9 protein-coding genes are annotated in these 12,715 nt (G+C 49.0%); 4 read left to right on the forward strand and 5 right to left on the reverse strand.

The genetic code is table 11. From position 1 onward, the window contains the following. Positions 1–276: 276 nt before the first annotated feature. The 3 genes from QUA40_RS06645 to rpoB form a co-directional block, all read right to left on the reverse strand. Positions 277–2,151, reverse strand: a complete 1,875-nt coding sequence (locus QUA40_RS06645; RefSeq protein ID WP_333123065.1) for a DNA-directed RNA polymerase subunit gamma — start codon at positions 2,149–2,151, stop codon at positions 277–279. Positions 2,152–2,234: 83 nt separating this feature from the next. Then, complete coding sequence (locus QUA40_RS06650; protein ID WP_333123067.1) at positions 2,235–3,323, reverse strand: HNH endonuclease; 1,089 nt, start codon at positions 3,321–3,323, stop codon at positions 2,235–2,237. A 148-nt stretch (positions 3,324–3,471) separates the two neighbouring features. Then, on the reverse strand, positions 3,472–6,858 hold the full coding sequence (gene rpoB, locus QUA40_RS06655; RefSeq protein ID WP_333123070.1) for a DNA-directed RNA polymerase subunit beta: 3,387 nt from the start codon (positions 6,856–6,858) through the stop codon (positions 3,472–3,474). Between the two features lie 102 nt (positions 6,859–6,960). Here rpoB and QUA40_RS06660 point away from each other — a divergent pair, with 102 nt between their 5' ends. Beyond that, positions 6,961–7,104 carry a hypothetical protein gene (locus QUA40_RS06660; protein WP_333123072.1) on the forward strand — a complete coding sequence of 48 codons (144 nt, stop codon included), beginning with the start codon at positions 6,961–6,963 and terminating at the stop codon, positions 7,102–7,104. A gap of 356 nt (positions 7,105–7,460) precedes the next feature. Here QUA40_RS06660 and QUA40_RS06665 read toward each other — a convergent pair whose 3' ends face one another. Together QUA40_RS06665 and rpsT are read right to left on the reverse strand one after the other, a co-directional pair. After that, positions 7,461–8,240: a TatD family hydrolase gene (locus tag QUA40_RS06665; RefSeq protein ID WP_333123075.1), complete on the reverse strand. Its 780-nt coding sequence runs from the start codon at positions 8,238–8,240 to the stop codon at positions 7,461–7,463. A gap of 227 nt (positions 8,241–8,467) precedes the next feature. Then, complete coding sequence (gene rpsT / locus QUA40_RS06670; RefSeq protein ID WP_333123078.1) at positions 8,468–8,767, reverse strand: 30S ribosomal protein S20; 300 nt, start codon at positions 8,765–8,767, stop codon at positions 8,468–8,470. An 894-nt stretch (positions 8,768–9,661) separates the two neighbouring features. On the opposite strand from rpsT, the gene hisD reads away from it, so the two are divergent. From hisD to QUA40_RS06685, 3 genes are all read left to right on the forward strand, one after another. Continuing rightward, a complete protein-coding gene (gene hisD / locus QUA40_RS06675) occupies positions 9,662–10,975 on the forward strand; it encodes a histidinol dehydrogenase (protein ID WP_333041543.1) in 1,314 nt (437 codons plus the stop codon). A gap of 212 nt (positions 10,976–11,187) precedes the next feature. Then, positions 11,188–11,613 carry a universal stress protein gene (locus QUA40_RS06680; protein ID WP_333123082.1) on the forward strand — a complete coding sequence of 142 codons (426 nt, stop codon included), beginning with the start codon at positions 11,188–11,190 and terminating at the stop codon, positions 11,611–11,613. Between the two features lie 173 nt (positions 11,614–11,786). Then, the gene (locus QUA40_RS06685) at positions 11,787–12,647 is read left to right on the forward strand and encodes a tetratricopeptide repeat protein (protein ID WP_333123080.1); all 861 of its coding nucleotides are present in this window, start codon (positions 11,787–11,789) and stop codon (positions 12,645–12,647) included. The last annotated feature ends 68 nt before the right edge of the window (positions 12,648–12,715 follow it).

Consider the following 12,715-nt stretch of genomic DNA (forward strand, 5'->3'; position numbering starts at 1 on the left):
TAGCGTATAAGGAACAGAGCTAAGCTAGGAGATGAATGCACTCACCTGCCATTCCCATAATAAAGTTTATTTGCACCTACCTACTTCATTGTAATTAGTAACTTTTACTGCCCTTCGGCTTAAATCAGAAACCGCCTCGCTGAAGTATTTGTAAGTAGTAATGGGTAAATTTTCCGGTTTCAATCACTATTATTTATTAGCGATGATTTGTCAGTTATTACCCATTACTTCTTACCCATTACCTCTTATCCCTTACCTCTTACCCCTTACCCATTTCTAATTGTTAATTACCGATTCGATGGTTTGGTGATAGATAATCCGGCCCGGAGTAGTGCGAATAAATTGATTGATCACCTTGCCGTCTCCGTCTTCCCGAACCCGGCGGAACTTGTATTCTTTCGTCACGATACCGTTGGTAGAGCGTTCCACCTTCAGCGGTTCTCCTTCGGGTTCTGTGTTTTCTATGGCGCCTTGAAATCTCACCCACACGTATGAGTGCAAGTCAACGACTCCTTGTTCGTAAGCTACAACCGCGTCGGTGAGGTTGGAGAAATAGTGACCGGCTCCTTTTTGAGCGTCAGGATTTTCGGCTGTCAAGTAATAGCAACCGAGTACCATATCTTGAGAAGGAGTAACGATCGGTCTTCCAGTTGCCGGCGACATAATGTTGTTAGAAGCCAGCATCAGCAAGCGCGCTTCCGCCTGAGATTCCAGAGACAAAGGCACGTGCACTGCCATTTGGTCGCCGTCAAAGTCAGCGTTAAAAGCCGGACACACTAGCGGGTGAAGTTGAATCGCCCTGCCATCCACCAAAATCGGCTCAAAGGCTTGAATCCCCAAACGGTGCAGCGTCGGCGCCCGGTTCAGCATTACGGGGTGTCCTTCAATCACCTCCTGAAGCACGTCCCAAACACTCGGATCGTTGCGCTGGATCAGTTTTTTGGCAGCTTTGATGTTGTTGACCAATCCTTGGCGGATCAAGCGGTGGATGACGAAAGGCTGGAAAAGTTCGATCGCCATTTCCCTCGGCAAACCGCACTGATGAATTTTCAGTTTCGGCCCCACCACAATCACCGAACGCCCGGAGTAGTCAACCCGTTTCCCGAGCAAGTTTTGCCGGAAGCGGCCTTGTTTCCCTTCAATGATGTCCGACAGCGACTTCAGCGGGCGGTTATTTGCGCCCACCACCGTCCGGCCCCGGCGACCGTTGTCAATCAGCGCATCCACAGCTTCTTGAAGCATCCGCTTTTCGTTGCGGATGATAATCTCCGGCGCCAGAATTTCTTGCAGTCTCGCCAAGCGGTTATTGCGGTTGATGACTCTCCGATATAGGTCGTTGAGGTCGCTCGTTGCAAAACGCCCGCCGTCTAGCTGCACCATCGGCCGCAAGTCGGGGGGAATCACCGGAATCACATTGAGCACCATCCAATCGGGATGAGAACCCGTAGCTATGAAGTTGTCAATCACTCGCAAGCGTTTAATCAACTTCGCCCGCTTTTGACCTTTAGCATTAGCAATATCTTCCCGCAGCTTTTCCGCTTCAGTTTCTAGCGGAATGTTTTGCAGCAAAACTTGCAAAGCTTCAGCACCAATCCCCACTTCTACACCTGTGAGTGTGGAATCTTCGCTGTAAAGTTCGTCCTCTATTTCCAGCCAAGCATCTTCCGTGAGCAATTGCTTGTATTGCAGCTTTTCTGCATTACCTGCATTTAGGACAACGTAGGCATTGAAATAAACTATTTGTTCGACATCTCGCAGCGGCATATCTAACAGAATTGCCATGTAACTCGGGATGCCTTTGAGATACCAAACGTGAGCTACTGGAGCTGCTAATTTGATAAAGCCCATGCGATGGCGGCGGACGCGAGATTCAGTGACTTCAACACCGCATCTCTCGCAAACAATGCCTCTATGGCGAACTCGTTTGTACTTCCCACAATGACATTCCCAATCTTTTGCAGGCCCAAAAATGCGCTCGCAAAACAAGCCATCCATTTCAGGTTTTAATGTCCGGTAATTAATTGTTTCGGGTTTTGTCACCTCGCCGGTTATCTGACCGTTGGGTAAAGTTCTCTCTCCCCACTGTCGAATTCTTTCTGGTGAAGCTAACCCTATCTTGACGTAATCAAAGCGTTGTTCTATTTTAGCCATTTTGACTCCAATTGATGATTTACAGTCGATTATTTGTGGTAATTTATCTTTTTTGTTGGCTTTTTTTGCGACTTAAATCAATTTTATTCTCCTCTATATGTGACATTTCTTTTGATATCAGAAATGACATTTCTGGATACTCCAAATTCCTGAGCAATTTTAGCAATGGATTCTCCGGCTTGAATTCGTTCTCTGATTTCAAGAGCTTGAGCAAAAGTAAATTTGCGATCGAGATGTCCACCCATGCGAGGAAGTGGAACCTGTTGACCTGCTTCCTTCCAAGTGACGTGATATTTAATATCGTGTATGGTTTTGCGGCCGACACTGTATTCCTGTGCTACATCCTTCATCCTCTCTCCTGCTGCTAGCTTTTGTCGAATTTCTCGCACCTTTTCCCAATCTAATTTGGCATTGGAAAGAGGATGACTTTTGCCTTGAGTGCGTCCTTTCTTAGAAGCATCTAACAAATTTTGAGTGCGAGTACCAGCCCAAAGGTGTTCTGGATTGATGCAACTGGGATTGTCGCAGGTATGACAAGCATCCATCGAAGTCGGAAGTTCATATCCTAATTTCTCGGCTAAAACAGCACGGGTAACTGATTTTAATTTCCCATTTTTCCAGTATCTGCCATAACCTTGACCATCCTTTCCACCTAGGAAAATGATGCAGCCGCTGTCTTGAATTTCTCCTAAAAAATTGGATGAAACTGTAGTGAAGTTATCGGGAATATTTGTCTGAAGTATCTTAGTAATAGTTTCATGTTGTACTCCATACTCTTTTGCTAGGTGGTTCTTGATGGTTCCAGATAAATATTTAGTCTGAATTTCCCGTAGTTGTACGATCGACAATATGCCAATACCGGGAATACTTTTGCGTCTGGGAGTTTTGCGATCGCGCCCAATCATCTGCCCGGTATTCTCAGCAGCAGTACCTACTACCAGATGTGCCGGGTTGATGCAGCTTCGATTGTCGCAGGTGTGGCAACCAAAATAACCGGAACCGAGGAATCCTGCTATTTTTGATTCGAGCACTAAACGGTGGACTAATACTGTTTTGCCATCGATCCACTTGCGCGCGTAACCGTTGCCAAACTTGCCCCCTTGCCAGTTAATACAGCCTGTCGCCCGGTCAAATTCTCCTTCTATTCCTGGGACAACTGTTACAATTGTCATGTCAGCGTCTCTCCTCTTAAGAGCGTTGATTCGCCTCACCAGTGTTCGTACCACTGCTGAGGCATTTTAATTTGAGATTCTCGATTAAAGATTAAAGAATAGAATGCTGTCAAAAAATCTTTAATCTTTAATTTTTAATCTTTAATGCCTAATCCTCGTCAAGTTCGTCACGAGAAAGCGATTCGTAAGTAGGTCGGGAGGGCGATCGCTTGCCCCCAGCATCCGCCATCAAATCCACCTCAACGTGTTCGCTGCCCTCGTCGGACGTGTTCACCTTGTGCACGGCAATATCCAAGCACAAAGACTGTAACTCCCGCATCAGCACCTTGAAAGATTCCGGCGTACCGGGGCGCGGAATGGCTTTGCCTTTAACAATGGCATTCAACGCTTCATTCCGCCCCTGCATATCGTCCGACTTAACAGTCAGCAACTCTTGCAAAGTATAAGCTGCGCCGAACGCTTCCAGAGCCCAGACTTCCATTTCTCCAAACCGCTGACCCCCCTGCTGCGCTTTGCCGCCCAAAGGCTGCTGCGTTACCAGCGAGTAAGGGCCTGTGCTGCGGGCGTGGATCTTATCGTCTACCAAGTGCACCAGCTTCAGCATATAGGCGATGCCGACTGTGATCGGGCGATCGAACGGTTCACCAGTTCGGCCATCGTAGACAATAGTCTTGCCGGGGTGCTTTTCATTAAACACCCAAGGCTTGCCGGTTTTTTCGCGCGCCTCCTGTAACTTGCCGTGTACGGTTTCCCGCGACTTTTCAGCGCCGTGCATTTCATCAAAAGGCACCATCTTGAACCGCATCGACAGATTTTCGCCCGCCCATCCCAGCAAGCACTCGAAGATTTGACCGACGTTCATCCGCGACGGTACGCCCAAGGGATTGAGCACTATGTCAACCGGAGTCCCGTCGGGCAAATAAGGCATATCCTCCATCGGCAGAATCCGGGACACAATACCCTTATTCCCGTGGCGGCCGGCCATTTTGTCGCCGACTTGAATTTTGCGCTTTTGAGCCACGTAGACGCGGACGACCATGTTGGCGCCAGGGGGCAGTTCGTCGCCCTGTTCGCGGGTAAACACCCGCACGTCCACCACGCGGCCTTTTTCGCCGTTAGGGACACGGAGGGAATTGTCGCGCACGTCGCGGGCTTTTTCCCCGAAGATTGCCCTCAACAGTTTTTCTTCCGGCGGTTGGTCGGATTCGCCTTTGGGGGTGACTTTGCCGACCAAAATGTCGCTGGCTTCTACCCAAGCACCTTTGCGGATAATCCCCTGTTCGTCTAGCTGGCGCAGCGCGTCTTCGCCGACGTTAGGAATTTCGCGGGTGATTTCTTCGGGGCCGAGTTTGGTTTGGCGGGCTTCGATTTCGTATTTTTCAATGTGGATCGAAGTGTAGACATCTTCGTACACCAAACGCTCGCTAATTAGCATCGCGTCTTCGTAGTTGTAGCCTTCCCAAGGCATATAAGCTACGAGGATGTTGTGGCCGAGGGCGAGTTCTGCCCCTTCGGTGGAGGAACCGTCGGCGAGCACTTGACCTGCTACGACTCGATCGCCCTCATAAATCAGCGGACGCTGGTTTAAACAAGTATCTTGGTTAGAACGCTGATATTTTTGCAGCTCGTGTTCGATGCAGCCTGCATATTTTTGCTTCCAAACCGAAGGCTGTTTGACTTTGAGATCGTCGTATTCCCGAATCAGGAAATGTTCTTCGCTGGAATTCGATTCGGCATCCTCAGCCAGGGGTTTGACAATAATCCGGGTAGCGTCGATGTAAATCACCTCGCCGTTAATCCGGGAAACCACAACCATCCCGGAATCTCGCGCCGCCTGAGCTTCCAAGCCCGTACCTACTAGGGGCCGTTCTGGTTTCAGTAGCGGCACAGCTTGCCGCTGCATATTCGATCCCATCAGAGCTCGGTTGGCGTCGTCATGTTCCAAGAAGGGAATCAAGGATGTCGCCACGGAGACGATTTGCACGGGCGAAATCGCCATGTAGTCCACCTGCATCGGAGTGGTGGTAGTAAACTCTTGGCGGTAGCGGACGGCTACGGTTTCGCCCAAGAGGTTGTTGTTTTCGTCGAGGCTGATGTCTCCGGGGGCGACGCGCAAATCGTCTTCTTCATCGGCTGTCATGTAAACGGGGGCTTTATCGCGCAGCACCTGTCCTTTTTCTACTGGATAGAAAGGAGTTTCGATGAACCCGTAGGAGTTGACGCGGGCGTGGGTTGCTAAGGAACCGATGAGACCGGCGTTGGGGCCTTCTGGTGTTTCGATCGGGCAAATCCGGCCGTAGTGAGACGGGTGAATGTCCCGCACTGCAAACCCGGCACGTTCCCGAGTCAGACCTCCTGGGCCCAAGGCAGAAAGCCGACGTTTGTGAGTCAGTTCTGCCAGAGGGTTGGTTTGATCCATGAACTGGGATAGCTGGGAGGAACCGAAGAATTCCTTGATTGCTGCTACCAGCGGTTTGGGGTTGACCAGAGAAGCGGGGCTGAGGGAGTCGGCGTCGGAGACGGTCATTCTTTCGCGGATGATCCGTTCTAAGCGGTTGAGGCCGACGCGCACTTGGTTTTGCAGCAGTTCTCCGACACTGCGGACGCGACGGTTGCCTAAGTGGTCGATGTCGTCGGTGGAGCCGATATCGAATTCGAGGTTAATTAAGTAGTCGATCGCTGTCAAGATATCTTGGGATGTCAGCACCCGCGTCGTATCGGGGACTGTCAAGCGCAATTTTTTGTTGAGTTTGTAGCGACCGACTCGGCCCAAATCGTAGCGTTTGGGGTCGAAAAAACGGGAGTTAAGCAGTTGTTCGCCGCCCGCCACTGTGGGGGGTTCCCCTGGACGGAGTTTGCGGTAGAGCTCCATCAAAGCTTCTTCTTCGCCGAATTGTCCTTCTTTCTCGATCGTTTTTTGGAAGTATTCCGGGTGGCGCAAACTGTCGTAGATTTCACCGTCTGTCAGTCCCAGGGCTTTGAGCAGCACTTGAGCCGAGAGTTTGCGGGTTTTGTCGATTCTGACCCAGACTAAATCGTTTTTGTCTGTCTCGAACTTTAGCCAAGCGCCGCGGTTGGGGATGAGCGAGGCGTTATAGGAACGGCGGCCATTTTTGTCGGTTTCTGATTTGTAGTAGACGCCTGGGGAACGCACGATTTGGTTAACAATCACCCGTTCTGCGCCGTTGATGATGAAAGTGCCGCGTTCGGTCATCAAGGGCAAGTCGCCGATGAAGACTTCTTGTTCTTTGATTTCCCCTGTTTCTTTGTTAATCAGGCGGGTGGGGACGTACATTTGCACCGAGTAGGTGCTGTCCCTGCGCTTGGCTTCGTCCACATCATATTTGGGGCGCTTGAGTTTGAAGTCTTTGCCCATGAAGTGGAGTTCCAGCTTGCCCGTGTAGTCTGTAATCGGGGAGAAGCTGTCGAGTTCTTCGATCAGTCCGGCTTCTAGAAACCAGCGAAAACTTGCCCGCTGGATTTCGATCAGGTCGGGCAAGGTGAAGGCGAATTCTGTGTAATCTTTAGTGGTCATGGGGGTCCTTTTTCCGCAGTGGCTCTAGCTTTTTACATGGCGCCAAGGCTGGGCTTTTTTACCTTGTTGCGTTTTTTTGATGGATTGTGTGAGAGAATTTATATGATGTTTTGGATCGCCGGCCAACTGCTGCAACGGTTATTTTTGCTTGTGGCTCGCAGTATTTTTGTGCGGATTTTAGTTCCGATCGAGATGCTTTTAGCTCTGATCTCGTGGTATCCCAGGGTAAATTCCCTACACTTTTGACTCCTAAAATTGACTTGACAGCTATTGCCAAATTGCTGAGGTTCCAAGTTTCTTCTGATGTGTAAGTTTGAGTGTGTAAGTTTGAGGTATTGCCTGAAGTTTTGACCGAACCCGAAGGTTAGCGTACTCGCGTTGTGTTGGCCTCAAGCGGGCGACATCGCAGTCGCGGATACTAAGCCAACGCCCGATCGGTCGGTTCTTTTTATTATAGGACGCAAATCCGATCGCAACAGGTAACGCCAAAAGAATCTCCAATCAAGGATGAATCCGGTTTTTCTGGCAGGATAGAAATGAGATTGTCCTGAGCGCTGGCTCCTAAATCGAGCTGTTTTCCTCGTTTCTCTGTTCTGCTATAACTAAACTGAAAAGCCGAATAGCTGACAGGCATTTTCGGTTGTCTGCTGGGACAAAGTTAAGAGAGAAACTCCTCTCAATTTAGCAACTTGCTCGGCTACGTAGTAGACGTAGGCTGGTTCGTTGCGTTTTCCGCGCTGGGGTACGGGGGCGAGAAAAGGGCAATCTGTCTCGACTAGGATGCGATCGCTATTTACCATACAAGCTGATTCTTGTATTTGCAAGGCTTTTTTAAAGGTCACTGTTCCGCTAAAACTGATGTAGAAACCTAGGTCTAAAAACCACTGGGTTTCTTCGGGTGTGCCTCCCCAGCAGTGCATTACCCCGCGCACTGGCCCGCGTGTTTGCCAAAAGTTCCTCAGCATTTCGGCCATTGGGGCGGCGGCGTCGCGACAGTGGATAATGACTGGTTTGTCAAGTTCCTGGGCGATTTCAAGCTGTGCCTCAAACACTTTAAACTGGTGTTCTCGATCGTCAGCTTTATAAAAGTCCAGTCCGGTTTCGCCGATCGCCACTACCCTAGAGTCCGAATTCGCTAATTCCCTAATCTGGCTCGCAGTCTCGTCTTTCCACTTGTCCGCATCTAGGGGGTGGAGTCCAACCGCAAACGAGACTTCGGCAAACTGATTGGCGATTGCTTGAATGCCTGCAAACTCTTCTGGCTCTACACAAGAATGAACCAGCCGAACTACACCAGCTTCGCGCCAGCGTTCTCGAATGGCTTCTAACTCAGATTTGTAAGTCTCAAAGTTGATATGAACGTGAGTGTCGATGAGCTGCATGGGGGAAGCAGATTAGAGGTGATACGGGAAAGTCCTGGTGGGATAGGGCGAGGGGGAGTGAGAGAGTCTGGGAGTGGGAGTGGCAGAGAGTGTGTGGGAAAAATCTTCCGTCTTCTTTCTTCCTTCTTCTTCCTTCTTCACGCTTGACTTCTTCACGCTTGACTTCTTCCCTCAACATCCATCCCTTCAATCTTGTACACTGCTTCGTTGCCGAACTTGCTGCTTCCTTAAGATGCTACCGATACTTCGTGCGGCTTGAGGGTTCTTGCCAAGCGGGACTTTTTGCGAGCGCCGTTGTTGCGGTGGAGTACACCTTTTTTGACAGCTTTGTCAATTTTGCTGTAGGCCTCAGACATTCGCTGCTGGACTTCTTGCATTAATTCCGGACTCGGAGCTGCTGCGTACTTGTTTACGGCAGCGAAATACTTCTTCATCAAAGTCTTTACCGCTGACTTGTAAGATTTGTTGTACAAGCGGTTACGTTCGGCGATTTTGACTCGTTTGACGGCGGACTTAATATTTGCCATAGTTCAGTTGCTGGAAGTAGGTATTCATTGATACACCCTAGTCTCAAGACAGTCCCAAGACACGGGGATTTTGAAGGACAACCTTTTCGGGATCGATCCGCAAAAAGCTTGATTTTTAAAGGCGGAGTGAGACAGCCAACTTTCCATTAGCTCAGATTGAGCTGAGTCTGTGGCTACTTTTTGGCGACGCCCGCGCAATAATTTTTTATTGACTCATTTAACTGCCTGCTTTTTACCCCTGACAATACCCAAAGGTATGACACGGGTGTTACAGAGGCGTTTTGCGGTGTTTCCACCGTCACGAGTTAAAGTCACGGTTTCTTGCGCGCAATTTTCAAGTATACAATAATTTGGCGTTTTTATATAAAAAAATTATCAGGTGTTGGAAAGACTAATATAGCACCTATTCTGCTTAAAATCCAATTCTCTGAAAAATCCAAGTTAAGCTATAACAAAGAATACGGGTGATTTGGGCTTCGGCAAGAAGCACTGACCGAAGGTAGAAGGTAAAAAGCTGAAGGTAGAAGGTAGAAGGTAGAAGACAGCCGGATCAGAAGGTAGAAGGTAGAAGGCAGAATCAAAATTCTTCCGCTCCAACACTCTCCCTCTCGGATATTATCGGGGTCGGACACTCTCCCCCTCTGCGTTCCCACTTTCTTCCTGGGCACCGGGTTCTCTGGCGGGCAATTCAAGAGAGAAGGTTGTGACTTGTCCTCAGTGTTGCAAAATCCTCGACAGAGATTTAAACGCTGCACTGAAGCCTTGGAAAATGCCGCGACTCTCGCGGTTTAAGCTTGTGGACTGGTGGTGGCCTACTTCTCTAGGAGAACCCCACAAAAAGCCCCAATTGTCAAGCAAATGTTAGTGAAGTTATAGACGGCATTCCTAATCTCCATGCTGCGAATCATTACTCAGTGGGTTGAGGCACAAGCTGAACTGCGACGGATCTGCGATCGCACCCATGACGAACTTGTCGTTCACAAAGAAGCCACCGTGCGGGAGGTGCTGCAAGCTGTAAGGCGCAGAGGCGATCAGGCTGTGCTGCACTACACTGCTGAATTTGACCGCATGACCCTAAATGTGGAAGATTTACGAGTCAGCGGCGCCGAATTGGATGCTGCTTACCAGCAGGTGTCGAAAGAATTATTAAATGCCATCCGGCTGGCTTGCAAACAGGTAGAGGCGTTTCACCGACAGCGCGTACCCAAGTCTTGGGTGCAGTTTGGTGATGACGAGATTGTTTTGGGCAAACGCTACACGCCGGTCGATCGAGCGGGAATCTACATTCCAGGGGGTCAGGCGTCCTATCCGAGCTCGGTCATCATGAATGCGGTTCCTGCGAAGGTCGCCAAGGTTCCCAGACTGGTGATGTGTACTCCCCCCGGACAGGAGAAGAAAATGAATCCTGCAGTGCTGGTAGCGGCTCAGGAAGCGGGAGTTGATGAGATTTATCGGGTAGGCGGGGCGCAGGCGATCGCGGCTTTGGCCTACGGTACGGAAACTATTCCGAAGGTGGATTTAATTACTGGGCCGGGGAATATTTACGTCACCCTGGCTAAAAAACTGGTTTACGGGACGGTGGGGATCGATTCTCTGGCGGGCCCGTCGGAAGTGTTGATTATTGCGGATGGTTCGGCGAATCCTGTACACGTCGCTGCGGATATGTTGGCTCAAGCTGAGCACGATTCGATGGCGTCGGCAATTTTGCTGACGGCGGATTCGGTGCTGGCTAGGAAGGTGGTGGCTGAGGTAGACAGACAGTTGGCAAATCACCCGCGCCGAACTTTAACAGAAAAGGCGATCGCCAACTATGGTTTAGTCGTGGTAGTGGACTCGCTCAAAGCGGCGGCGGAACTCTCTAACGAGTTTGCGCCGGAACACTTGGAATTGCAAGTTGCAGATCCCTGGGCTTTGCTCGATCAAATTCGCCACGCTGGGGCGATTTTCTTGGGCTGCTCGACGCCGGAAGCTGTGGGCGATTATTTGGCTGGCCCGAATCACACTTTGCCGACTTCTGGGGCTCCGCGCTATGCGTCGCCGCTGGGTGTCGAAACTTTTATGAAGCATTCGAGTTTGATTCAATATTCGCCGGCTGCACTTAAGAAGGTGAGTAGGGCAATTAATGTGTTAGCCGAAGCAGAGGGGCTTCCTTCTCACGCTGATTCGGTGCGGCTGCGGACTGAAAATGAGGGAAAGGGTGAGTTTTAGAGGGTAGATTTGAGATTGGCGATCGAGATTTTCGCAATTCGGGCTTAAGAAACCCGGTTTCTTTCAATATCTTGCTTAAATTACGCAATTATGTTAACAAACCGGGTTTCTGTGTAGTAATGATGCTGTTGGTGGGAAGCGCTAAATTGTGGAAAGTAGGCGACTATCAATGAGAAGTTTAAAGTCTAATATCTGAGATTTAAAGGTGCATTATATTGAATACTGTTTTGGTGGCGATCGACAATTCAGAATTAGCGACTCAGGTACTGCAAGTTGTAGGACAATTTCACTTAGAACCGACGGCAAAGGTGATTCTAGTTCATGTTGTTAGTTCTGGTACGTCGGATTTTGACGCGGTTGTCGATCGACCTCACGCTCAGGGAGATGAGATTGCTTACCGAGAGGTGGAGAAGTTATTGCAATCTTATCAGGAACAGTTGCCTTGCCAGAGCGATTTAGAAATTGTGTCCGGGGAGCCAGCCGAGGAAATTTTGCGTTTGGCGAATATTTATAAAGTAGACTTAATTGCGATCGGCTGTCGGGGTTTGACTGGTTTAAAGCGGATTTTAGAGGGTTCGGTGAGTGCGGAGGTTGTCGCTGAAGCTCCTTGTTCGGTGTTGGTGGTGCGGGCTAGGTAGGTAGGGGAATTGAACCGCAGAGGTTGACAGGTGGGAGGTTTGTTGCACAGTAGCTAAAACTTGTATGGTGCGTCAGCCAAGAGTTATAATTTCACAAACTCAGATATAATTCGGCGTAGTTTTTTAAACCGTTAAAAAAGCACTTTCATTAAAATTAACTAACTGCAAAGGCTATGACTAAAAAACCGCATCACTTGATTCCGCAAGTTCTGGCTGCTGGTTTGACCCTGTTTGGGGCGGCGGGTTGTTCTCCTGTCTATTTCAGTCAAGGACTTGCTGGCGCCAATCAAGGACATTTTAAGGGTGCTGTAGCTGATTATAATCCGAATATCGACTTTAATGCCAACAATGCTATTGCGTATCGTTGGAGTGATATTCAATATAAACGAGAGAAAAAAGAAGACTGGAGTACAGACAACTATTATAAATTAGGCTTTTTTATCCTGTGTGGGCTAATTGGTTTAGCTGTCTATTACAATCATGATACCGCCGCTGAGACCTACTTAAATCAGGGTAATGCAAACTATAAGCAAGGAAAAATAGAAGAGGCGATCTCCGATTATAATCAGGCGCTCGACCTCGATCCCAAATTAGCTATTGCCTACAACAATCGGGGTAAGGCAAAGTATGCTGTAGGGAAAAAAGCAGAGGCGATCTCCGATTATAATCAGGCGCTCGACTTGAATCCAAAATTAGCTGCTGGTTACAAGAATAGAGGTTTAGCCAAGTCTGGCCTAGGAAGAATAGAAGAGGCGCTGGCCGATTATAATCAGGCAATCGATATCGATCCCAACGATGCTGATGCTTACAACAATCGGGGTAAGGTTAAGTATGAACTAGGGGAAAAAGAAGAGGCGCGGGCAGATTTTGTTAAAGCGAACAACCTGAATCCAGAATTAGCTGTTGCCTACTACGTTCAGGGTTTAGCCAAGTATGGCCGAGGAAAAATAGAAGAGGCAATCTCCGATTATAATCAGGCGATCGACCTCGATCCTAAACGGCTCTTCAGAACTTGTGGTGATAACTTTATCTAATCAAGTGCTAAAATGTTTAATGTTTTTGAGTGGTTAAATCTGTAAGTTATAAAGAGTCCGATGAAAAA

The organism is Microcoleus sp. Pol11C3 (assembly GCF_036701485.1).
Lineage (GTDB): Bacteria > Cyanobacteriota > Cyanobacteriia > Cyanobacteriales > Microcoleaceae > Microcoleus.

What these genes read in the sequence shown, in the direction of transcription:
- QUA40_RS06645 (WP_333123065.1), bottom strand. Translation starts at nt 2,151, where the DNA reads ATGGCTAAAATAGAACAACGCTTTGATTACGTCAAGATAGGGTTAGCT.
- QUA40_RS06650 (WP_333123067.1), bottom strand. Translation starts at nt 3,323, where the DNA reads ATGACAATTGTAACAGTTGTCCCAGGAATAGAAGGAGAATTTGACCGG.
- rpoB (WP_333123070.1), bottom strand. Translation starts at nt 6,858, where the DNA reads ATGACCACTAAAGATTACACAGAATTCGCCTTCACCTTGCCCGACCTG.
- QUA40_RS06660 (WP_333123072.1), top strand. Translation starts at nt 6,961, where the DNA reads ATGATGTTTTGGATCGCCGGCCAACTGCTGCAACGGTTATTTTTGCTT.
- QUA40_RS06665 (WP_333123075.1), bottom strand. Translation starts at nt 8,240, where the DNA reads ATGCAGCTCATCGACACTCACGTTCATATCAACTTTGAGACTTACAAA.
- rpsT (WP_333123078.1), bottom strand. Translation starts at nt 8,767, where the DNA reads ATGGCAAATATTAAGTCCGCCGTCAAACGAGTCAAAATCGCCGAACGT.
- hisD (WP_333041543.1), top strand. Translation starts at nt 9,662, where the DNA reads ATGCTGCGAATCATTACTCAGTGGGTTGAGGCACAAGCTGAACTGCGA.
- QUA40_RS06685 (WP_333123080.1), top strand. Translation starts at nt 11,787, where the DNA reads ATGACTAAAAAACCGCATCACTTGATTCCGCAAGTTCTGGCTGCTGGT.